Raw genomic sequence first — 22,829 nt, forward strand, 5'->3', positions numbered from 1 at the left:
TCGGCCCGGCCGGCACTGGGATGGACCCGCCGGGAGCAGCGGCCGTTGCCCCCGAGTGACGTGGATCACTTTGATCAGCGGCTACACTCCCGGCCGGCACGATCGGGGGGTCAGTGACCACGACACAGCGAGACCAGGCGGTACCCGCGCGCGTCATCGTGCGTGTGCTCGACCCCGCCGGTGAGCCGGTCGGCGCGGGCTTCGTGATCGGCGAGGACCTGGTGGCCACGTGCGCCCACGTCGCGGCGGCGGCCGTGCGCGCCGACCCGTACGACGCCCAGCCTCCCTCGCAGCGGATCGCGCTCGACCTCCCCCTGCTGATCGAATCCGACGCGGACGTCCCCGCGCGGGTGTCGGCGGAGGTCGCGCGGTGGATCCCGATCGCCCCGGAAGGCACCGGCGACATCGCCGTGCTGCGCGTGCGGGACCCGCTGCCCGAGGGCGCGCGGATGCCGCCGCTGCGCCGGGTCGATCAGCTGTGGGACCACACCTTCCGGGTGCTGGGCTTCCCCGCCGGGATGGCCGACGGCGTGTGGGCCACCGGCCGGTTCCGCGGCCGGCAGGGCACGCGGTGGTTCCAGATGCAGGCCACCGCAGGCGAGCAGCCGATCGTTCCGGGCTTCAGCGGCTCGCCGGTGTGGGACGAGGAGTCGGGTGCCGTCGTCGGGATGACGGTCGCCACCGACGTCGCCGGCACGTCCACCGCCTACCTGATCCCGATCGACCTCGTGCTCGGCGTGGACCCGGAGCTCCTACCCTGCCCGTACCGCGGCCTGGAGCCGTTCGGGGAGGAGCACGCGAGCTTCTTCTTCGGCCGCGACGCCGACATCGGGCGGCTCGTCGACGCCGTCGAGCGCCAACCGCTGGTGGCGGTCGCGGGCCCGTCCGGTGCAGGCAAGTCGTCGCTGGTGCGGGCCGGTCTGCTCCCGCGGCTGCGCGCCGATGGGGTGCAGGTCGCCGAGCTGCGGCCGATGCCGGGGCGCCCGGTCGCCGAGCTGGTCGCCGACGTGGCCGCGCTCGTCCCCGCAGGCCAGGACGGGCGCGTGGTGCTCGTCCTCGACCAGTTCGAGGAGCTCGCCGCCACCGATCCCGACGCCGCCACGGAGCTGCTCGAGCGGATCGGCGAGCTGGTCGGAGGCGGACGCGCGCGGGCGGTGCTCACCCTGCGCTCCGCCACGCTGGACGACATCCGGGTCCCCGAGCTCGCGAACCTCCTCGGCTCCGGCACGGTGCTGCTCCCCCCGATGGACCGTCGGCAGCTCCGGGCGGCGATCGTGGCGCCGGCCGAACGGGCACCCGGCCTGTCGTTCGAGCCCGGCCTCGTCGACCGCATCCTCGACGACGCCGCGGCGGAGCCCGGTCAGCTGCCGCTCGTGGAGTCGCTGCTCACCGAGCTGTGGGCGCGCAGGGACGGCGGGTACCTCACGCTCCGCGCGTACGAGGAGGCGGGCGGCGTGGCCGGGGTGGTCGCCACGCACGCCGAGTCCGTCGTCGCAGGCTTCGACCCTGCGGACGGGGATCGCCTGCGGCGGCTGTTCACGGCGCTGGCCGGGCCGGACCGGGACGGCCGCTTCGTCCGCAGGCCGTTGCGCTGGGGCGACGTGCCCGCCGACCTGCGCCCGCTGGTGCTGCGGCTCGCCGCAGGCCGGCTGGTGGTCGTGGAGCGGGCGGCCGACGGGCAGGAGACCATCCAGCTCGCCCACCAGGCCCTGATCGCGCACTGGCCACGGCTGCGCGACTGGCTCACCGAGGACCGCGACTTCATCGCCTGGCGCGACCAGGTCGGCCAGCAGCGCGAACGCTGGGAAGAGAGCGGGCACGACGACGGCGCGCTGCTGCGCGGCGCGGCACTCGCGACCGCGCTCGACCGGTTGCCGGCCCGGACGGCGGACGTACCGGCGCCCGATGTCGAGTTCGTGCAGCGCAGCCGGGCACGGCAGCGTCGCGAGGTGCGGCGGTGGCGGATCGTCACCGCGGTGCTGGGGGTGATCACGCTCGCCGCCGGTGCCCTCGCGGTCGTCGCGGTCGACCGCGGCAACGCGCTCGGCGAGCAGCTCGACCGGGCGAACGCCGAGCTGCTGGCCCAGACGTCGCTGTCGCGGGCACCGACGGACCCGGTCACGAGCACACAGCTGGCGCTCGCGGCGTGGCGGCTCGACCCGGGGAACGCGGCGGCCCGCACGGCCCTCCTGCGGCAGTACGTCGCGATGCGCTCCGTCGACGGTGTCATCCCCGCTGTGACCACCGAGTCGATCATCGGGTTCGGGCTGTCGGCGGACGGGCGGGTGATGGTCGTCCCCGAGAACGAGGGGCTGGTGGTCCTCACCGGGCTCCCGGACGGCCCCGTGCAGCGCCACACCCTCCCCGGCGCCCCGCCCGGACTCCTGCGTGCCTCCGTCGACCCGACCGGGCGCTACGTCGCGACGATGGACCGGACCGGGGTCGTGCGCATGTGGGACGTCGCCGGGGGCGGCGGTCCGCGGTTCGAGTCGGCGCCCCCACCCGGCACTCCGGACAGCCGTGTGTTCGGGTTCGCCGGCGACCGCCTGCTCTGGCTCGAGCCGGTGCGCGGTGGCGCCGACCTACGCATCTGGGATGTCGCTGCGGCAGCGCCGGTGGCACACGGGCTCGGGACGATCATGGAGCCCGACGTCGTCGGGATCGTGTTGACACCCGACTTCACCCGGGCCGTGATCCGACTGGGCGACATCGAGCAGCCGGACGTCATGCGCCTCACGGTGCGGTCGCTCGCCGACGGTGCGACGCTCGGCACGCTGCCGGAGCACAGCGCGCTCCTCGCGGGCGCGGCGTCCGCCGTCCTCTGCCAGTCGCCGGCCACCGGTGCGGGCTCGGCCGCGAACAGAGCCACCGCCGTCGTCACGGGTCCGGATCTGGCCACGCCGCAACGGCGGATCCCCGTCGACTCGTACACGTGCGCCGGCTTCCGCCGCACGGTCACGCTGGACGGCCGGCACCGCGCCGAGCGGCTCGGCGGGCCGTTGGACGTCGACTTCGTGCGCATCCGCGACCTGAGCGACGGCAGCGCATACGACGTGACCCTGCCACCGGACCCCATCGCCACGACGTTCGGCGGCGGCCGCGTACCAGCCGAGAAGATGCTGGTGCTGCCGGGACCGGACGGAACCCGAACGGTCCTCGCACCGCACGGAACCTCTCTCCTGCGGCTCACCGCCCTCCCGAACCCCTACGTCGCGGCGGGTGAGCAACCCTGGCTGGGCATGAGCGACGACGGGCGCACGATCGTCGCCACCGAGGGTCACCGGGACTACACGACGTTCGACCGCGCGGGGGGTGGACCGATCGGGCGGCTCGACGTGGCGGCGCTCGGCGGCGAGCCGACGCTCGCTCCGACGGTGGACCACCGGCTCGCCCTGCGCACCCGTGCAGAGGACGGCTGGTCGATCGCCGAGTACGCGCTGCCCTCGCTGGAGCGGGTGCTGCGCGTGGAGTTGCCTTCGCGCACCAGCGGACCGGCATCGAGGGCGGACACCGACACGCTCCCCGACCGGATCTACTCGCTCGCGGACGGCCTGCTGACCGGGTGGGACAGGGCGACGGGTGCCCCGCTGGGGCCGCCGGTGGACCTCGCCACCACGCCGCAGCGCAGGCAATGGTTCATCGACACCTCATCCGTGCTCGAGGCCCGTCCCGGCCATCCCGGCGAGGTGGCCGTGCTGGGGCCGGACAACACGATCGAGCTGTGGGACGTCGGACGGGGCATCCAGCTCACCACCCTCCCGCAGGTCGCCGGCCGGCAGTCCTACGCGTTCGCGTTCGACGACAGCGGGTCCCGCCTCGCGAGCGCGACGAGCCATGGGGTGCTGGACGTCTGGGATCTCGACCGCCGCGAACTGGTCGCCCCTTCCGTCCCGACCGAGGGCACGCAGGACCCCGTCGGGTTCACCGCCGATGGCATGGTGGTGACCTCCTCCCCGGGGGGTGAAAGCGGGGTACTCACGTTCTGGGACCCGGCATCCGGCCGGGCGAGCGGCTCGGTGCGGCTCACGCTCGGGGAGGACAACGAGGCCGAGGTCGTCGACGGCACGCGGCTGGAGGTCGCGGGCGGCGACGGCTACACCGCGAAGTCGAGCGGGGCGTTGCCGATCGCGATGGCGCTCACGGCGCAGCAGTGGGCCGACGAGCTGTGCCACGTGTCCCGCCACCAGTTCACCGATGTGGAACGGGCCGCGTTGCCGTCCGGGAGCACCATCGACCCGCCCTGCTGAGCGGGAATCCGGTCGTGTTCCGTCGGTGCCCCGGAGCACGATGGACGCGTGGACGTCGACGCCGCGCCCGCCCGGGGGCTCACCGCCTACCGCGCGGTCCTCGCCCTTCCCGGCGTCGGCGCCGTCACCGCCGTCTCCTTCCTGGCCCGCCTGCCCGCTTCCGCGGCGGCCATCACGCTCACGCTGCACGTGGTGCTCACCCAGGATCGGGGCTATGCGGCCGCGGGCATGGTCGGGGCCGCGGCCACCGTCGGCATGGCGGTCGGGGCGCCGCTGCTCGGCCGGCTCGTCGACCGCCGCGGACTGCGCACGATGCTCGGCCTGACGCTGTCCGCGCAGGCCGTGTTCTGGAGCGTCGCGCCGTTCCTCGCGTACCCGGCGCTGCTGGTGAGCGCCCTGATCGGTGGGCTGCTGGGCGTGCCGGTCTACTCGGTCACCCGGCAGTCGCTCGCCGTGCTGGTGCCACCGGAGCGCCGGAGGACCGCATTCGCGCTCGACTCGATGTCGGTCGAGGTCTCCTACATCATCGGACCGGCGATCGGTGCGCTGCTGGCGCTGCAGGTGTCGTCCGCCTCCGCGATGTGGGTGGTCGGGGCCGGGTGGCTGGTCGCGGGCGGTGCGCTCATGCTGCTGAACCCGCCCACCCACGCGGCGGGCACCTCGCGCACCGGGCCACCGCTGCCCGTCCGGCAGTGGCTCGACCTGCGCCTGCTCGGAGCCCTGCTGGCCACCACCGCGGCGGTGATCGTCGTCTTCGGCACCGAGCTGTCGATGATCGCCGGTCTCGAGCTCGGCGGGCAGGCAGGCTGGATCCCGCTCGTCAACGCGGTGTGGTGCGTGGCATCGCTCATCGGCGGGTTCGTGTACGGCGGGGCCCGGCGTTCCCTCCCCCTCCCGCTGCTCGTCGGTTGTCTCGGGGCCGCCGCGTTGCCGGTCGCGTTGGCCGGTCCGTGGTGGTCCTACGCACTGCTGCTCGTACCCGTCGGGCTGCTGATCGCGCCCTCGATGGCCGCCAGCGCCGAGACCGTCAGCACGCTGGCGCCCGAGCATGCGCGCGGGCTGGTCACCGGGCTCCACGGCTCCGCCATCACCATCGGCGCCACCGTCGCAACCCCCCTCGCCGGCCTTCTCGTCGACGTCGCCTCACCCGCCGTCGCGGTCCTCACCGTCGGGGCCGCCGGGCTGGGCGCAGCGGTGCTGGTCGGGATGCTCGTCCGCCCACGGCGGGAGGCACCCGTCACACCCTCAGCCGGTTCTCAACCGATCTAGGGAACACTCGGGTCGATGACCGCATCGCCGGATCGGCTCGCCTCCGCCAACCCGCCGATCCCACGCGCGCGGGATGTCCGGCGCGGTCGCGGCACGGTCCGATACGTGGTCGCGGTCGTGTTCACGCTGATCGTCGCGGTGGCGACGCTCCCGGACCTGCTGTTCGGGCTCGACCGCCGCAGCCCGTTCGTGCAGCTCGTGTCGCTGCGGCCGTGGATCCTCGGCGGGGTACTCGCCCTGCTCGTGCTGCTGCTCCTGGTGATGGTGTTCGAGCGCCGGGTGTGGCCGTTCGCCGCCGGTGTGCTGGCCGTGCTCCTGGTCGGCGGGGGGATGGTGCTGCCCCGCGTGCTGCCCGACGCCGACACCGTGCGCGGAGCCCCCTTCCGGGTGCTGGCGTTCAACACGTTCGAGGGCGAGGCCGACGCCGACCAGCTCGCCGCCCTGATCGAGGAGCAGCAGCCGGACGCGGTCGCGATCAGCGAGTCCGGCAACAACTTCGCCGACAAGCTCACCCCTCTGGTCGAGCCACTGGGCTACCGGGTGCACGTGTCCACCGACGACGGCGCCGACGACGACGTCGAGGAGGTCACCGCCGTCGTGTCGGACCAGCTCGGTGAGGTCGACGTCCGGGTCGGCGACGAGACCTCCGCCTTCCCCTACATCGAGGTGAGCGGTGGCGCGCTCGACACGCTCCGCTTCGTGGCGTTCCACGCGGTGGCCCCGGTGCCCGGCTCCGTGCCGGACTGGAACGAGGACCTGGCCCTGCTCTCCCGGTGGTGCGCCGGACCCACGCCTGCGGTGATCGCAGGCGACTTCAACGCCACCCTGGACCACTCCGCGCTGCGGGACGGCACCTCCGGGTGCGGGAACGCAGCAGCCCAGCGCGGCGCCGGGCTGATCCCGACCTGGGGGCCGAGCCCGAACCTGCGCCGCTTCGGTCCGCAGATCGACCACGTGTTCGCCACGGACGGCATCACCGCCGAGACGTTCGACGTGCGCGACATCCCGGGCAGCGACCACCGCGCGATCATGACGACCTTGCGCCTCACGAACCAGTGAGCGGTGACGAGCGTCGATCGCTCGTCACCGCTCACGAGGTGGTCAGAGGCTGATCGCCACCGTCTCCGCGATCTCGTAGGTGTTCAGGGCGGCGCCCTTGCGCAGGTTGTCGCCGCAGACGAACAGCTCGAGCGTGTTCGGGAAGTCCAGCGCCTGCCGGATCCGGCCGACCCAGGTGGGGTCGGCGCCCACCGCGTCGGCCGGGGTGGGCCACTGGCCCGCGGCGGGGTCGTCGCGCAGCACGATCGAGGGCTGCTCGGCGAGCACCTTGCGGGCCGCCTCGACCGACACCTCACGCGAGAACGTGGCGTGCACCGCGAGCGAGTGGGTGGTGACGACCGGGACACGCACACACGTGGCGGAGACCTTGAGGTCCGGGATGCCGAGGATCTTGCGCGCCTCGTTGCGAACCTTGAGCTCCTCCGACGACCACCCGTCGTCCTTGAGCGAACCCGCCCACGGCACGACGTTCAGCGCGAGCGGCGCCGGGAACGGCGAGTCGGCCGGGTCGAGGCCTGCGGCCGCCAGCGCGGCCGCGACGTCCCCGCCGCGCACGCCGACCGGCTTGTCGGCCAGGGCCGCGAGCTCGGCGTAGAGCCGGTCGATGCCTCCCTGGCCCGCACCGGACGCTGCCTGGTACGAGGCCACGACCAGAGCCTCCAGGCCGAACTCGCGGTGCAGCGCGCCCATCGCGGCCATCATCGACAGCGTGGTGCAGTTGGGGTTGGAGATGATCCCCTTCGGCCGCTCCGCCGCCTTTTCGGCGTTGACCTCGGGCACCACGAGCGGCACGTCGGGGTCCATCCGGAAGGCGCCGGAGTTGTCCACGGCCACCGCGCCACGCTCGGCGGCGATCGGCGCCCACTGCGCGCTGACCTCGTCGGGCACGTCGAAGAGCGCGACGTCCACGCCGTCGAACACCTCGGGCGCGAGCGCCTGCACGGTGACGTCCTGCCCGCGCACGCGCAGCACCTTCCCGGCCGACCGGGGCGACGCCACGAGCCGGATCTCCGACCACGGCACGTTCTCGCGCGCGTCGATGATCTCGATCATCGTGGTGCCGACCGCGCCGGTGGCCCCGACGAGCGCGAGCACCGGGCCCCGCTCGTGGCGCCCGTGCTCGTGGCGGCCGTGCTGCTCATGGGCGAATTCGTCGGTCATTCCCGTCACCGTCCCGTTCCGGCGTGCACCACGGCCTGCTCGTCACCGCCGAGCTCGAACGCGGCGTGCAGCGCGCTCACCGCGGTGTCGAGCTGGTCGGGCCGGCAGAGCACGGAGATCCGGATCTCCGAGGTGTTCATGGTCTCGATGTTGATCCCGGCGCTGGACAGCGCCTCGCAGAACGTGGCCGTGACGCCCGGATGCGAGCGCATCCCGGCGCCGACCAGCGACACCTTCCCGACCTCTGCGTCGTGCAGCACCTCGGCGAACCCGATCTCGGGCTGCGCCGCGGTGAGCGCGGCGACGGCGCGCGGGCCATCGGTGCGCGGGAGGGTGAACGTGATGTCGGTGCGCCGCGCCGACGAGCGGCTGATGTTCTGCAGCACCATGTCGATGTTGATTTCGGCGTCGGCCACGGTGCGGAAGATCCGGGCCGCCATGCCGGGCGTGTCCGGCACGTCGGCGACGGTGATCTTCGCTTCCGACCGGTCGTGAGCGACCCCTGTGATGATCGCCTGCTCCATGGGGATCTCCTCGATCGAGCCGGTGACGAGCGAGCCCGGCTTGTCGTTGTACGAGCTGCGCACCCGCAGCGGGACGTTGTAGCGCCGGGCGTACTCCACGGCGCGCAGGTGCAGCACCTTCGCCCCGCAGGCGGCCATCTCGAGCATCTCCTCGTAGGTGATGGTCTCGAGCAGCTGCGCGTCCGGGGCGATGCGCGGGTCGGCGCTGTAGATGCCGTCGACGTCGGTGTAGATCTCGCAGACGTCCGCCTCCAGCGCGGCGGCCAGCGCCACCGCGGTGGTGTCCGAGCCGCCACGGCCGAGCGTGGTGACGTCCTTCGAGTCCTGGCTCACGCCCTGGAACCCGGCGACGAGCACGATCGCGCCCTCGTCGAGCGCCTCGCGCAGCCGCTGCGGGTTGACCTGGACGATCCGCGCGTCCCCGTGCCTGGACGTGGTGACCATGCCGGCCTGCGAGCCGGTGAACGAACGGGCCTGCACCCCGAGCGCGTGGATCGCCATCGCCACGAGCGCGTTGGAGATGCGCTCGCCCGCGGTGAGCAGCATGTCCAGCTCGCGCGGCGGCGGCGCCGGGGAGACCTGGTCGGCGAGGTCGAGCAGGTCGTCGGTGGTGTCGCCCATGGCCGAGACCACCACGACGACGTCGTTGCCCTCTTTGTGCGTGCGGACGATCCGTTCGGCGACCTTCTTGATGCGGTCCGCGTCCTGTACGGACGATCCGCCGTACTTCTGCACGACGAGGGCCACCGCCGACCTCCTGTCCTGGCCGCGCGGCTGTCCCGACGCGGCCTTGGGGGCTCATCACCGCAGGTGCGCGCACGCAGGGGACGTGCGCTCCGGGTGCTGGTCGGGAGCCCACCCTACCGGCCGGGGCTCGCGGCGCCGACCGGAATGGGGTACGCCACAGCTCACGGGCGGCGGAAGACCCACCATGGCGAACGGCCCAGCACCCCGGGCAGCCGCCGCGCCCGCCGCCGCGCGGGATCCGGTTCGGCGAGCCGGGCGATCAGGTCCGGCGGCACCCACTCCCGTTCCCAGCTCCGCGGCACGAGCCGTCGGTAGCCCGGCCCGAACCAGGCCCACCGGGGTGGGCGCGGCGGCAGGCCGAGCCACTCGCCGAGCGGCGCGAGGAAGGGCTGTTCGTCCGGGTCGGGCCGGTCGACGACGAGCGTGCGGCCGGTCCACAGCAGGTCGCGCCGCACCGACGCAGAGGCGAAGACGGTGCCGAACGCCTCCGCCGCCGCCTCGAACAGCGCGCGGACGGCAGGGTCCGCGGTGGCGGCGTCCAACCGGACGTCGAGCTGGTGCGTGGCCATGGGGCCGATCCGCACGGGCCGCCGCGGCGTGCCGAGACTCGCGTGGAGGCAGGGCGGCTCGCCCGCCATGAAGAGCAGCGTGTCCGCATCGGCGTACGCCCGCACGAAGGCCGTGTCGCCGTCGCGGTCCAGCCGACCGCGCAGCGGTTCGGTGGCGCCGAACCGCCGGGGCACGGCCTGCGGGAGGTGCCGGCGGCAGAGCGCGAGCCAGCGCTCGGGCACGTCGGCCGGCTCGCGGCGGCTGTCGACGTACCACTGCAGACGCAGGACGTCGACGCGCTCCTCACGAGCCACGGCCCGCAGCCTAGGAGGGCCCTGTCCAGGGCGCTCCTGGAGAGGGTGGATCTGTCGGCGCACCGGCCTACCCTGCTGCTCATGAGCGGGTCGGCCGGGCTGGCAGCGTGGCTCGCCACGCTGAGCACAGCGGAGCTGGAGGCGATCCTGCGCGCCCGGCCCGACGTGCTGCGCCACCCCGCGCCCACGGATCTGGCCGTGCTGGCCGACCGGCTGGCGGCTCGGGCCTCGGTCAACCGGGCGCTGCCGGAGCTCTCCAAGCCCGCGCTGCAGGTCGCCGAGGCCCTGCTCGCCCTCGGCGGCTCGGCGTCGCGCGAGGAGTTGTACGCCCTGCTCCGGGCCACCGATGCCCCCGATGCGGTGGACGCCGCGGTCGCCGAGCTCACCTCGATGGCGCTCGCGTGGTCGCTGAAGGGACGGGTGCGTCAGGTCGGCGGCTGGGGAGCGATCTCCCCGGATCCGCTCGGGCTGGGCCGCTCGGGCCGCAAGCTCTACGGCAGGCTCACGGCCGAGCAGCTCGATCGCATCGGCGCCCACCACGGCGTCCACGGGTTGGGGCGGGCCGGGATCGACACCGTCGTCGCCGTCCTCTCCGACCCGGGCGCGGTGCCGGACCGGCTGTCCAGGGCCGGTCCCCGGGTCGCGGAGGCGGTACGGCAATTGGCCTGGCACGGGCCCCGGCGGTCGGGTGTGCAGTTCCCCGAGCCCGGCGAGCCCGTCGAGCCACACGACGTGGCCCGCCAGCTCGCGCTGCAGGGGTGGGCGGTACCCACCGAGTGGGGCATCGCCGAGATGCCGCGGGAGGTCGCGCTCGCCGTGCGGGGGCCGGAGTACCACGCACCGTTCGACGCCCATCCGCCGTGCCCGGCCACCGCGCCCGTCGATCCCGGGCAGCTGCGCGCGGCCGGTGGGCACGCGGCGGTCGCGGCGCTGGATTCGGTCCGGTCGCTGGTCACGCTGCTGGACCACAGCCCGCTCACCACCGTGCAGGGTGGCGGCATCGGGGTCCGTGAGCTGCGGCGGGCGGCGAAGGAGCTCGGTTCCGACCTCACGGTCGTCCGGCTCGGGTTGGAGATCGCCGCCGCGGCAGGGCTCGTCGCGCTCGCTCGCGAAGGCCCGGCACGCACCAGCCTGCGGCGCGGGCACCAGTCGCCCGTCGGCGTCGCGCTTCCCACCGAGGTCGTCGACGAGTGGCTGGCGGCCGAGCCCGCCGACGCCTACGCCCGCCTCCTGCTCGCGTGGTGGCGGCTGCCGATGGTCCCCAGCCTGCGCGTCGACGAGTCGGGCCGACCCGCGCCCGCCCTCGTGCGGGCCTACGGCCACCCGGAACACCTGCGGATGCGTTCCGGCGCCCTCGCCGCGCTGGCCACGCTCGGGGGGTGGGCCCGAAGGGCAGGGGGGCGGGAAGGACACGGCCCGGGCCGGGGCCTCGTCGACCTCGACGCCGTGCACGAGCTACTGGCCCACCGGGCCCCGTTGGACCGCGGCCTCCCCGATGACGCAGCCAAGCTGCGCGCCACCCTCGCCGAGGCCGAGCTGCTCGGCCTGATCGCCACCGGCGCGCTCACCCCACTCGGCCACGAGCTGCTCGCCGCCGTCCGCACCGACGAGCCGCACGCCGCGCTGCGCCGCGCCCTCGCGGGCGTCCTGCCGGCGCCCACCGGCACCGCCACGTTCCTGCCCGACCTCACCGCGCTCGTCACCGGCATCGCGGCAGCCCCGCTCACACGGCTGCTCGACGCCGTCGCCGATGCCGAGCGCCGCGACATCACCTCCGTCTGGAGGTTCACGGCCGCGAGCGTGCGGCGGGCGCTGGACGCAGGCCACACCGCCGACGGGCTGCTCGCGGCGCTCGCCAGCGCCGCCGACCACCCGCTCCCCCAGCCGCTGGAGTACCTCGTCCGCGACGTCGCCCGCCGGCACGGTCAGGTCCAGGTGTGCGCCGTCGCGACGTGCGTGCGGGTAGCCGACCCCGCACTGGGCGCCGAGCTCGCGGCACAGCGCGGGCTCGCCCCGCTGCGGCTGCGCCCGCTCACCGACACGGTCCTGGTCAGCGATCGCCCGGCCGCCGAGGTCATGGGAGCACTGCGCTCGGCCGGCTACTCGCCGGTGGAGCAGGACGCGTCGGGCACCGCGGTGATCACCCGCGCTCCGGTCCGCCGGGCGCCCGCACCCGCGGAACAGCAGTGGACGGGCAATCCGATCGACGTGGCCGCGCTCGCGGCCCCGGCTCACGGGCGCTGCGTAGGGACGGTCAGGGGATGCGTCGCACCAGGCGCACGACCACCGTCGTGATCACGAACCAGATGAGGGCGGCGGTGCCGTAGTTCAGCACCACCCCGAGGCGCGGGTCCTGGGGCAGGAACAGGTCGCTCAGGCCGAGGTTGAACGTGTCGGCGGCGTCCCGGATCAGCTGCGTCAGCCCGTTCTCCGGGTTGGCGCCGAGCAGCGTGAGCACGATGTGCACCACGAGGACGGTGACGATCAGCATGCCGACGATCCGCAGCACGTTGCCGAGGGCGTCGATACCCCGCCGTGCCGTGCTCCCCACTGCCACTGGAGACCTCCCCGGGCTCGTTGTACGCCATGCTCCCACGGGGCCCACCGGCATGCGCTACTGACTGGTATTACCCGATCGGGTGACGGCGGTTCGGGCCCCCGGCCGGGCATGCCGCAGAGGGGTGGGTTGCGGAACTCCCCCACCCCGGCGCTACTCTCGACCACGTGGCACGCCTGCTCCTTCGCCGCCGCGGCGGGGTCTGACCGACCGGCCCCTCGTCGCGGGTCGTGGCGTGCGCCGGTCCTGGAAGATCGGCCCACCACCACAGGAGCACCCGATGACCACGTCCCCCGACGCCTACACCTCGTCGTCCGCCAGCCGTCTGCGCACGCCCGACCGCCCGGTTCCGGATGATCAGCCGCCCTGGAATCCGCAGCGTGGCTCGCACATGGCGGTGCACCGCTACCGGCCCTTCCACGAGCTGGTGGAGCCGGTATCGCTGCCCGACCGCACCTGGCCGGACAAGCGGATCACCAAGGCCCCGCTGTGGTGCGCCGTCGACCTGCGCGACGGCAACCAGGCGCTGATCGACCCGATGAGCCCGGCCCGCAAGCGCCGCATGTTCGACCTGCTGGTGCGGATGGGCTACAAGGAGATCGAGGTCGGATTCCCCGCCGCGAGCCAGACCGACTTCGACTTCGTCCGCGAGATCATCGAGCAGGACCTGATCCCGGACGACGTCACGATCCAGGTGCTGACCCAGGCCCGTCCGGAGCTGATCGAGCGCACGTACGAGGCGTGCGAGGGCGCGCCGCGCGCGATCGTCCACCTCTACAACTCGACCTCGATCCTGCAGCGCCGCGTCGTCTTCCGCTCCGACCGCGCCGGCATCACCAAGATCGCCACGGACGGCGCGGAGGAGGTGCTGCGGTTCGCCGAGAAGTACCCCTCCACCGACTGGCGCTTCGAGTACTCCCCCGAGTCCTACACCGGCACCGAGCTCGAGTACGCCGTGGACGTCTGCAACGCCGTGAGCGCGATCTGGCAGCCCACGCCCGAGTCGCCGATGATCGTCAACCTGCCGGCGACCGTGGAGATGGCCACCCCGAACGTCTACGCCGACTCCATCGAGTGGATGCACCGGCACCTGGACCGCCGCGACGCCGTGGTGCTGTCTCTGCACCCGCACAACGACCGGGGCACCGGCGTCGCCGCCGCGGAGCTGGGCTTCCAGGCCGGCGCCGACCGCATCGAGGGGTGCCTGTTCGGCAACGGCGAGCGCACCGGCAACGTCGACCTGGTGACGCTGGGGATGAACCTGTTCACCCAGGGCATCGACCCGCAGATCGACTTCTCCGACATCGACGAGATCCGCCGCACGGTCGAGTACTGCAACCAGCTGCCCGTCGCCGAGCGCCACCCCTGGGGCGGCGACCTGGTCTACACCGCGTTCTCCGGCAGCCACCAGGACGCGATCAACAAGGGCTTCCAGGCGATGCAGTCGGACGCGGCCGAGGCCGGCGTCGAGGTCGACGACTTCCGCTGGGAGGTGCCCTACCTGCCGGTCGACCCGAAGGACATCGGGCGCACCTACGAGGCCGTGATCCGGGTGAACTCGCAGTCCGGCAAGGGCGGCGTCGCCTACATCATGAAGGCCGAGCACCAGCTGGACATGCCGCGGCGGCTGCAGATGGAGTTCTCGCGGGTGATCCAGGAGGTCACCGACACCGAGGGCGGCGAGGTCTCCCCCAAGGAGATGCGCGACGTCTTCGAGTCGGAGTACCTCGACCGGGTCACCCCGCTGAAGCTGATCCGCCACCGGATCACGAGCGACGGCGAGGGCAACGACGAGATCGTCGCGACCGTCCGCGTCGAGAACGACCTCCACGAGATCGCCGGCAGCGGCAACGGGCCGATCGCCGCATTCGTCGACGCACTGGCCGGCATCGGCTTCGACGTCCGGGTGCTCGACTACCACGAGCACGCCATGTCCGCGGGCGACGACGCCCGGGCCGCCGCCTACGTCGAATGCGCGGTGGAGGACACCGTGCTCTGGGGTGTGGGCATCAACGGCTCGATCGTGAGCGCCTCGCTCAAGGCCGTCGTCTCGGCGGTCAACCGCGCGATGCGCTGATCATCCGCCACACCCGCGCTGCCCACAGGTGGCCGCGGGAACCACTCCTTCCCGAGGGGCGATCCCTCTCGGCAGAGGATTCGCGACCCTGCGGTGGGTGCCCGACCCGCCGATCGCGGGGTGGCAGCGGCCCGGCGTGATCGATCCCCCACGCCGGCCCAGCACCGACCCGTGAGTGGTTACGAGTGCTCCAGAACCTGTACCAGTACCCGTAACCACTCACGGGTTCTTCGTTCTAGCGTCCCAGGATCTCCGTGACGGAGCCGGGGTGCTCGGGCACAGCGCCGGGCCCGAGCACGTCATCGGCCACCGCGGCCGGTTCCACGCGGTGGGGTTGCAGCGCCCCGCTGCGGATCTCCTCGGCCCAGTGGCAGGCCACGCGGTGCCCGTCCGGTCCGCCGGGGATCACCCGGAGCTCGGGCCGTTCGGAGTCGCAGCGGGTGGGCTGGCGCCACGGGCAGCGGGTGTGGAACCGGCAGCCCTGTGGCGGGGCGGCAGGGGACGGCAGGTCGCCGGTGAGCAGGATGCGCTCGCGCTGGTCCTCCAGCTCGGGGTCGGGCACCGGGATCGCCGACAGCAGCGCCTTCGTGTAGGGGTGCTGCGGGTCGTCGTAGAGCGCCTGCGACGGGGCCTCCTCGACGATCCCACCCAGGTACATGACGCCGATCCGGTCGCTGACGTGCCGGACCACCGCGAGGTCGTGGGCGATCACGAGGTAGGTCAGCCCGAGGTCGGCCTGCAGCCTGCCGAGCAGGTTCAGCACCTGGGCCTGCACGGACACGTCGAGCGCAGAGACCGGCTCGTCGGCCACGATCAGGTCGGGTTCCACCGACAGGGCGCGGGCGATCCCGAGTCGCTGGCGCTGCCCGCCGGAGAACTCGTGCGGGTAGCGGCGCAGGGCGCTCGCCGGCAGCCCGACGGCGCCGACGAGCTCCCGCAGCCGGTCGGAGTCGGCCTCCGGACCGCGGGACAGCCCGTGGGCCTTGATCCCTTCGAGCAGCATCGACTCCACCGACTGGCGGGGGTCCAGGCTGGACATCGGGTCCTGGAACACCATCTGGAAGCGTCGGCGCATGGTGCGCAGCCGCTCACCTGCGAGCTGCGCGACGTCGACCCCGTCGAACTCCACCGTGCCGGCCGTCGGGTCGACGAGGCGCAGGATCGCCCTCCCGAGGGTCGACTTGCCGCAGCCGGACTCGCCGACGAGCCCGTACGTCTCGCCGCGGCGGACCTGCAGCGAGACCCCGTCCACGGCGTACACGTAGCCGACGGTGCGGTCGAGCACCAGACCACGCTTGATCGGGAAGTGCACGGCGAGGTCGCGCACGTCCAGCAGGAGGTCGTTCGATGGTTCCGCCATGTCGCTCACTCCGCGCTCGCAGGCACCGGGTTGTGGCAACGCAGCAGCCGCCCGCCGGAGGTCTCGCCCAGCGGCGTGACCTCCATGCACCGCTCCAGCGACCGGGGGCAGCGCGGCGCGAACGCGCAGGCGTGCTCCCACGGCACGTTGTCGACCACCGAGCCCCGGATCGCCGTGAGCTCCTCGCCCTTCTGGCTGTCCAGCCGCGGGATCGACCGCAGCAGGCCGTGGGTGTACGGGTGCCGCGGCGTGCTGAAGAGGCGGTGCCGCTGGGCCCGCTCCACGATCCGGCCCGCGTACAGCACGTTGACCGTCTCGCACAGCCCCGCAACGACGCCCAGGTCATGGGTGATCATGACGAGTGCGGCGCCGGTCTCCCGCACCAGCTCGCGCAGCAGCTCGAGGATCTGCGCCTGGATGGTGACGTCCAGCGCGGTGGTGGGCTCGTCCGCGATGAGCAGCCGCGGGCTGCACGCCAGCGCGATCGCGATCAGCGCTCGCTGCCGCATGCCGCCCGAGAGCTGGTGCGGGTAGGAGTCGAGCCGACGCCGCGGGTCGGGGATCCCCACCCGGTCCAGCAGCTCCGCGGCGGCCTTGCGCGCCGCCTCCTTGCGCATCCCGCGGTGGCGCCGCAGCACCTCGGTGACCTGCAGCCCCACCGGGACCACCGGGTTCAGCGACGTGAGCGGGTCCTGGAAGACCATCGACATGTCCCGGCCACGGCGCTCGCGCATCTGCGAGTCGGACAGCGTCAGCAGGTCGGTGCCGTCCATCAGGACGCTGCCGCTCACGCGCACCCCGCGTTCCGGGAGCAGCCGCATGATCGCCATCGAGGTCACCGACTTGCCGCAGCCGGACTCCCCGACCAGGCCGACCACCTGCCCGGGCGCGACGTCGAAGCTGACCCCGTCGACGGCCACCGTCTCGGGCTCGCCCTTGCGCTGGAACGTGACGCGCAGGTCACGGACCGAGAGCAGCGGCTCGGCCGTCAGCCCGCTGCTGCGCGTGTCGTCTGCGCGGTGCGCGGCCGTCATCGGCGCCCCTTCGGGTCGATGGCCTCGCGCAGCGACTCGCCGAGCAGCGTGAAACCCAGCGCGACGACGATGATCGCGAGCGCAGGGTAGAACGCCAGTGCGGGCCGGACGTCGAGGTAGGTCTGGGCCTGGGCGAGCATGAGCCCCCATTCGGCGCGGCCGGGATCGGCGTCGCCGAGACCGAGGAACGACAGCGCTGCCGCATCGAGGATCGCGGTCGCGAGCGTGAGCGTGGCCTGCACGATCACCGGACCGATCGCGTTCGGGAGCATGTGCCGCATCACGACGGCGGGCCGCTTGACGCCCAGTGCGGTCGCCGCGACGACGTGGTCGCTGTGGCGCTGGGCGAGCATCGACCCCCGGAGCAGCCGCGCGAAGATCGGCACGCTCACGATCGAGACCGCGATGATCACCGTGGTCTGCGACGGGCTCGCCGCCAGCGCCGCCACCGAGATCGCGAGCAGCAGGCTCGGGATCGCCAGCAGCACGTCGGTGATCCGCATGAGCAGCGTGTCCACCCAGCCACCGAACGCGCCGGCCACCGTGCCGATCACGATGCCGAACACCAGCCCGATGAGCGTGGCGAACACGCCGACGAGCAGCGTCTGCTGGGAGGCGAGGATCATCCGGGAGAAGAAGTCCCGTCCGAGCTGATCGCTGCCCAGCGGGAAACCCTCCTGCGGCCCGGGGATCGCGCCGGGGCGCAGGTTCTCCTGCAGCTCGGGGAAGGCCGCGGTGGCATCGTGCGGGGCCAGGAGCGGCGCGAAGGCGGCCACCGCCACGAAGAGCCCGATGATGATCGCGCCGACGATCGCGGCCGGCTCGCGGCGCAGTCGCCGGAACGCCTCGGCGCCGAGGCTGCGCCCGCCCGCGATGTCGTCGATGCGGCTTCGGCGCCGTTCGAGCCACGTGGTCGTCATGACAACCGAACCCGGGGGTCGATGATCGCGTAGGAGAGGTCGACGAGCAGGTTGACCAGCACGTAGATCAGGGCGCCGAGCAGCAGCACCGCCTGCAGCCGCGGGTAGTCCCGCAAGGTGATCGCGTCGGCGAGCAGCGTGCCGATGCCACCCCACACGAAGACCCGCTCGGTGAGCACGGCCCCGGCGAGCAGCAGTCCGACCTGCAGCCCGATCGTCGTGGACACCGGCAGCAGCGCGTTGCGCATCACGTGCCGGCCGCGGATCGTGCCCGGCGCGAGGCCCTTCGAGTTCGCTGTCCGGACGAAGTCGGATCCGAGCACGTCGAGCACGGAGGCGCGGGTGATCCGCACGATCACCGCGAGCGGGATCGTCGCGAGCGTGATCGCCGGCAGCACCAGGTGACGCAGCGCGTCGAGGCTCGCGTCGAACTCACGGGTGAGGAACCCGTCGAGCACCGCGAAGCCGGTGACGTTGGTGGCGTCGACCGCCACCGACTGCCGGCCCGAAGGCGGGAACCAGCCGAGGTCGACGGCGAAGACGTCCTTCAGCACGTACCCGAGGAAGAACACCGGCACGGCCACACCGACGAGCGTGGCGATCACCGTGGCGACGTCCAGCGGACGGCCGCGGTAGCGCGCCGCGACGTACCCGAGCGGGATGCCGAACCCGACCGCGATCACGAGGGCGGCGACGGACAGCTCGATCGTGGCCGGCAGAGCGCGGCCGATCTCGTCCATGACCGGCTGCCCGGTGATGGACGACGTGCCGAAGTCGCCGGTGGCCACGCGACCGAGGAACCGGAAGTACTGCACCCAGATCGGCTGGTCGAGCCCCATCACCCGGTTGAGCTCCGCGATCCGCTCGGGAGTCGCCCGGTCGCCCAGCAGCGCCGACGCCGGTCCCCCCGGAAGCGACCGCAGCCATGCGAAGACCACGATCGACAGCAGCAGGAGCGTCGGGATCACCTGCAGCAGGCGCCGCACCACGAAGCGCAGCATCATCCCCCCTCCGTCGAACCAGGACGCCGAGAGTGGCACCGCCCAGCAGGGCGGTGCCACTCGGAGCTCCTCTCAGTCGACGCTGACCGTGAGGAACCGCTCATCGGTGAGGGGCGAGGGGATGAGACCGTTCACGCCCTGCCTCACCACGATCCCGGGGGGCGAGCTGGACAGCGGCACACCCGGCAGCTGCTCCATGATGATCCGGTTGGCGTCCCGGTACGCGGCGGCGTGCGCCTCCTCGCCCACGGTGGCGTCCGCCTTGGCGATGCTGTCGACGATCGCCGCGTCCTTGGGGAGGGTGAGCCCGAACTCGGGGCCCGGCGAGCCGAAGAAGCCCTCGATGAAGTTGCCTGCGTCGTTGTAGTCACCGGTCCAGCCGAGCAGGTGCAGGTCCTGCACGCCGTTGACCTGGACGTCGTCGAGGTACCCGCCGTTCCACGGCCGCGCCACCGGGTTCACGGTGATCCCGACCTGCCGCAGGTTCTCCGCGAGCGCCGTGAAGATGTTGGTCGGGTTGGGCATGTAGGGCCGGCTGACCTCGGTCGGGTAGTAGAAGTTGAGCGTCAGGTTCGACTGCCCCGCCTCGGCGAGCAGTGCCCGCGCCCGCTCCGGGTCGTAGGGGATCGGTGCGATGTCCGGGTTGTAGCCGCTGACCGTGTCCGGGATGAACTGGGTGGCCACGACCGCGCCCTCGGGCAGCTGGTTGCGCACCATCGACTCGCGGTCGAGCGCATGCGCGATCGCCTGGCGCACCCGGACGTCCTGCAAAGCCGGGTTCTTCTGGTTGATCCCGAGGTAGAGGATGTTGAACACCGGCCGGACGAGGACCTGGAACCCCGCCTGCTCCAGCGACGGCCAGTCGGCCGCGGACGGGTAGTCGAAGCCGTCGATCGTGCCGGCCTGCAGCTCCTGCTTGCGGGCGTTCTCGTCCGGGATCACGCGGAAGATGAGCCGCTCGAGCTTGGCCGGCTCGCCCCAGTACTGGTCGTTGCGGGCCAGCGTGATGGTCTGGTTCGTCCGGTCGTAGCTCTCGAAGCGGAACGGGCCGGTGCCCGTGGGGTGCTCCATCGCGTACGAGCTGTAGGCGAACGACTCACCGCTCTGCGTGACCTCGTCCCCGTTGTACTGCTGGAGCGCGGCCGGGCTGGAAATCGACAGGGAGGTGAGCCCGAACGCCGCCGGGAACGCGCCCTTGGCCCTGTTCAGCTTGACGACCGCGGTGGTCGGGTTCGGCGCCTGGCAGGAGTTGTAGACGGGGTCGGTGGTGTCGTCGGTGAGGTTGTTCGCGTACCCGCCGAACAGCTCGTAGTAGTAGATCGCCTGGCTCTGCGCCGCCGCCGAGGGGAGGTTGAACCAGCGGTTGAAGTTGAAGCAGACGGCCTCGGCGTTGAAGTCCGTTCCGTCGTGGAACTTGACCCCCTCCCGGAGGGTGAACGTCCACTCGGTGCCGTCCGGGCTGGGGGACCACTCGGTCGCGAGCCCGGGCGTGAGCTCGGAGGTGCCCTGCTTGTACGTGATCAGCGTGTCGTAGATCTGCCGCGAGACCCGGAACGTCTCCCCGTCCTGGGCGAACAGCGGGTCGAAGCTGCGCGGGGCACCGGCAGCGCCGAACACCATCGTCCCACCGGTGGCACCGGCTCCGCCTTGCTCATCGCCGGAGTCGCGCTGGGACTCGGCGCACGCGGCGAGGGTGATGGCGAGCGCACCGGCCACGCACGCGGCCGAGATTCGTCTGGCGGCTGATCTCATCCGGGCAACACCTCTTCGTAGGAGACCCGCTGGAAACTAGTGCGGCCGTGACACTTGCCGGTAGCTCATCGAGTCACGGTTCCGCTACGGCCTCTAACGATCAGGTGACGCCGGCCGGGTCGGAATGTCGTACGCGGCGGGCATCCTTCGGCCCGTGGGCGTCCCTCCACAGCGAACGCAGGCTGGTGCAGTCGGGTGATTGTCCCGGGACCGCTCCTCTTGCAATTGCAGGAGGACCTTGCGTCCGGCAATCTAAGTGTCCGGCCGACCTCACCTCCGACGCCGAGGGGGCCCGGCCGGGTCATCCCGAGAGGAGGCCGACCGTGACGAACACTCCGGTACCCACCTCCGCCGCTCTGCACTCATCGCGGAGCTCCTGCAATCCAGGAACCGCCCCCCGTCCCGGGGCCCCAAGCGTCCGGCAGACCGCCGGCGAGAGCAGCACACGGGAAAGGAGCCCACTGATGTCACTGGGGAAGCACACCGCTGCCAGCTCGACCGACCGGAAGGGATCGTCGCCATGATCACTCTGATCGTCGCAGGCATCGGTCTTCTCGCCCTGGTCGCGATCGTGGTCGGCATCGTGGAGGCCACACAGGCACCCACCTGGCGGCAGATCGCGGCGGAGCGGCGCGCACGCTGGGAGGCCAAGCAGCCTCAGCCGCACGGCCTCGACCCGCACGCCGGCTCCCAGCCCTACGACCACGACGAGTCGTGGGACGACGACTAGGCAGCGCGATCCCGGGGAGTGATCGCGCGGCCGCCGGGGCCGCCCCGAGTCGGGCGGCGGCCCCGGCCCATACGCCCGCGCAACGGCCGGGCCGGGTCGTCGTCGCCCAGGCTCGCGCCTAGAGCGCGTCGAACGCGCCGCGCTTGATCTCGGCCACGAAAGCCGCCCACTCCTGCGAGCTGAACGTCAGCTCGCGGCTGCGGTCCTTGGTGTCGCGCACCGCCACGACACCCTCCTGCAGCACCCCCACCTCCACGCAGTCGCCGCCGGAGCAGAAGCTGCTGATCCTGTACTCGGCCGCCGTGTGCTGGGTCATCTCGGTCTTCCTCCGGGGGGAGCGTGCTGGAGCTCGTATCGATGGACGATCTCCCGCGAAGCGTCCGGGTCCAGCGCCCGGTCCGCCACGTCCGCGAGGACGTCTTTATACAGGTCCACATCGGACTGGTTTTCGTAGGTATCCCCCGCGGGGCCCTCGATGAACACGACATCTCCCCCGACCGTGTCGGGGAACTCGAGGATCTGGAACGGACCCGCGTGCGCCCGGTGCAGCCCGACCGAGAACGGAAGCACCCGAACAGTGACGTTCGGCAACTCCGAGCGCTCACGCAGATAGCGCAACTGGGTCGCCATCACCCGTGGCGATCCCACCACGCGGCTCAGCACGGACTCGTCCAGCACCACCTCGAGCTCCAGCGGCGGCGTCCGTTTGGTGAGCGCCTCCTGGCGGCGCAGGCGCAGCTCGACGAGCCGGTCCACCTCGCCGCCGGTACGTTCCGACAGCAGCGCCTCCAGCACCGCACGGGTGTACTCGGGCGCCTGGAGCAGACCGTGCACCCAGGCGACCTCGAAGGACCGCACCCGCACCGCCTCGGTCTCCAGCGCCGTGTAGCGAGCCGGCGCGTTCATGACGAACCGCTCGGCCTGCACGCCGTCGGTGTAGCGCTCCCACCAGCCCTGTTCGCGGCTCTCGTGCACCAACTGGGCGAGCCGCTCCCTGCGCTCCTCGTCGGTGACGTCGTACAGCTCCATCAAGGCGACGACATCGGGCATGCGGGGAATACCCTTACCGTTCTCCAGACGGCTGATCTTCGACGCGGAGCAGTCCAGCTCGCGGGCGACCTCGACCAGCTGCAGCTCGGCCCGGCGACGGAGCTGGCGCAGCTCGGCCCCCAACCGCCGTCGCGGGCCCGCAGGTCCTTGCGCAGTGGGCATCAGGTCCGCCACTCGTCGAAATCCAGGCGTGCAATTGCACCAGCCTCGACCGAGGATAGCGAACGCCACGACCGACCCGATGAGGGCTCGCCGTCAGACGCCGTCGAAGCCCCCGTCCTTCACCGTCCGGAGGAACTGGGCCCACTCACCCGCCGTGACCAGCCACAGCGGCTCGTCGGGGGCGAGGGTGCTGCGCAGGGCGATCCGGCCGTCAGGGAGACGGGCGGCCTCGATGCAGTCGCCCACGCTGCAGAACTCCCGCCCCACGAACTCGAGTTCGCGACCCGCATCACTCAACGGTCCACCCCTCCGTCGC

General features: G+C 72.5%; 18 protein-coding genes. 6 read left to right on the plus strand and 12 right to left on the minus strand.

Annotated features, from left to right (window positions below; all coding sequences use genetic code 11):
- The first annotated feature begins 113 nt into the window (after positions 1-113).
- Genes FHX44_RS14695 through FHX44_RS14705 form a run of 3 tightly spaced genes read left to right on the plus strand, consistent with a single transcriptional unit; the run spans position 114 to position 6,575 of the window.
- Positions 114-4,247, plus strand: a complete 4,134-nt coding sequence (locus FHX44_RS14695) for an nSTAND1 domain-containing NTPase (RefSeq protein ID WP_147256317.1) — start codon at positions 114-116, stop codon at positions 4,245-4,247.
- Between the two features lie 48 nt (positions 4,248-4,295).
- A complete protein-coding gene (locus tag FHX44_RS14700; protein ID WP_147256318.1) occupies positions 4,296-5,516 on the plus strand; it encodes an MFS transporter in 1,221 nt (406 codons plus the stop codon).
- 15 nt (positions 5,517-5,531) lie between these two features.
- Positions 5,532-6,575, plus strand: a complete 1,044-nt coding sequence (locus tag FHX44_RS14705) for an endonuclease/exonuclease/phosphatase family protein (protein ID WP_147256319.1) — start codon at positions 5,532-5,534, stop codon at positions 6,573-6,575.
- A gap of 42 nt (positions 6,576-6,617) precedes the next feature.
- Here the strand turns inward: FHX44_RS14705 and FHX44_RS14710 are convergent, their stop codons facing one another.
- The 3 genes from FHX44_RS14710 to FHX44_RS14720 form a co-directional block, all read right to left on the minus strand.
- The gene (locus tag FHX44_RS14710) at positions 6,618-7,736 is read right to left on the minus strand and encodes an aspartate-semialdehyde dehydrogenase (RefSeq protein ID WP_147256320.1); all 1,119 of its coding nucleotides are present in this window, start codon (positions 7,734-7,736) and stop codon (positions 6,618-6,620) included.
- Positions 7,737-7,741: 5 nt separating this feature from the next.
- On the minus strand, positions 7,742-9,007 hold the full coding sequence (locus FHX44_RS14715; protein ID WP_147256321.1) for an aspartate kinase: 1,266 nt from the start codon (positions 9,005-9,007) through the stop codon (positions 7,742-7,744).
- 161 nt (positions 9,008-9,168) lie between these two features.
- The gene (locus FHX44_RS14720; protein ID WP_147256322.1) at positions 9,169-9,870 is read right to left on the minus strand and encodes a hypothetical protein; all 702 of its coding nucleotides are present in this window, start codon (positions 9,868-9,870) and stop codon (positions 9,169-9,171) included.
- An 81-nt stretch (positions 9,871-9,951) separates the two neighbouring features.
- Here FHX44_RS14720 and FHX44_RS14725 point away from each other — a divergent pair, with 81 nt between their 5' ends.
- Positions 9,952-12,165: a helicase-associated domain-containing protein gene (locus FHX44_RS14725; RefSeq protein WP_147256323.1), complete on the plus strand. Its 2,214-nt coding sequence runs from the start codon at positions 9,952-9,954 to the stop codon at positions 12,163-12,165.
- Here the strand turns inward: FHX44_RS14725 and FHX44_RS14730 are convergent.
- A complete protein-coding gene (locus tag FHX44_RS14730; protein WP_147256324.1) occupies positions 12,125-12,427 on the minus strand; it encodes a hypothetical protein in 303 nt (100 codons plus the stop codon). The genes FHX44_RS14725 and FHX44_RS14730 overlap by 41 nt on opposite strands.
- 280 nt (positions 12,428-12,707) lie before the next feature.
- On the opposite strand from FHX44_RS14730, the gene leuA reads away from it, so the two are divergent.
- Entirely contained in the window at positions 12,708-14,504 is a 1,797-nt protein-coding gene (gene leuA / locus FHX44_RS14735) for a 2-isopropylmalate synthase (RefSeq protein WP_147256325.1), read from the plus strand.
- 235 nt (positions 14,505-14,739) lie between these two features.
- On the opposite strand, the gene FHX44_RS14740 is transcribed toward leuA, so the two are convergent.
- The 5 genes from FHX44_RS14740 to FHX44_RS14760 all read right to left on the minus strand — a co-directional run bounded on the left by FHX44_RS14740 (position 14,740) and on the right by FHX44_RS14760 (position 20,571).
- Complete coding sequence (locus FHX44_RS14740; RefSeq protein WP_147256326.1) at positions 14,740-15,864, minus strand: ABC transporter ATP-binding protein; 1,125 nt, start codon at positions 15,862-15,864, stop codon at positions 14,740-14,742.
- Positions 15,865-15,869: 5 nt separating this feature from the next.
- Positions 15,870-16,898: an ABC transporter ATP-binding protein gene (locus FHX44_RS14745; protein WP_147256327.1), complete on the minus strand. Its 1,029-nt coding sequence runs from the start codon at positions 16,896-16,898 to the stop codon at positions 15,870-15,872.
- Positions 16,895-17,818 carry an ABC transporter permease gene (locus FHX44_RS14750; RefSeq protein ID WP_147256328.1) on the minus strand — a complete coding sequence of 308 codons (924 nt, stop codon included), beginning with the start codon at positions 17,816-17,818 and terminating at the stop codon, positions 16,895-16,897. Before FHX44_RS14750 ends, FHX44_RS14745 begins: the two co-directional genes overlap by 4 nt.
- Positions 17,815-18,819 (minus strand): ABC transporter permease, encoded by a 1,005-nt coding sequence (locus FHX44_RS14755; RefSeq protein ID WP_147261182.1) that lies wholly within the window; start codon positions 18,817-18,819, stop codon positions 17,815-17,817. The genes FHX44_RS14750 and FHX44_RS14755 overlap by 4 nt, the downstream gene beginning before the upstream one ends.
- 72 nt (positions 18,820-18,891) lie before the next feature.
- Entirely contained in the window at positions 18,892-20,571 is a 1,680-nt protein-coding gene (locus tag FHX44_RS14760; RefSeq protein WP_147256329.1) for an ABC transporter substrate-binding protein, read from the minus strand.
- A gap of 520 nt (positions 20,572-21,091) precedes the next feature.
- Here FHX44_RS14760 and FHX44_RS14765 point away from each other — a divergent pair.
- Positions 21,092-21,301 (plus strand): hypothetical protein, encoded by a 210-nt coding sequence (locus tag FHX44_RS14765; protein WP_147256330.1) that lies wholly within the window; start codon positions 21,092-21,094, stop codon positions 21,299-21,301.
- A 118-nt stretch (positions 21,302-21,419) separates the two neighbouring features.
- Here the strand turns inward: FHX44_RS14765 and FHX44_RS14770 are convergent, their stop codons facing one another.
- From FHX44_RS14770 to FHX44_RS14780, 3 genes are all read right to left on the minus strand, one after another.
- Positions 21,420-21,617, minus strand: a complete 198-nt coding sequence (locus FHX44_RS14770) for a DUF397 domain-containing protein (protein WP_147256331.1) — start codon at positions 21,615-21,617, stop codon at positions 21,420-21,422.
- A complete protein-coding gene (locus FHX44_RS14775) occupies positions 21,614-22,513 on the minus strand; it encodes a helix-turn-helix domain-containing protein (protein ID WP_147256332.1) in 900 nt (299 codons plus the stop codon). The genes FHX44_RS14770 and FHX44_RS14775 overlap by 4 nt, the downstream gene beginning before the upstream one ends.
- A 93-nt stretch (positions 22,514-22,606) precedes the next feature.
- On the minus strand, positions 22,607-22,810 hold the full coding sequence (locus FHX44_RS14780; RefSeq protein ID WP_170308910.1) for a DUF397 domain-containing protein: 204 nt from the start codon (positions 22,808-22,810) through the stop codon (positions 22,607-22,609).
- Positions 22,811-22,829 lie beyond the last annotated feature (19 nt).

The organism is Pseudonocardia hierapolitana (genome assembly GCF_007994075.1).
Lineage (GTDB): Bacteria > Actinomycetota > Actinomycetes > Mycobacteriales > Pseudonocardiaceae > Pseudonocardia > Pseudonocardia hierapolitana.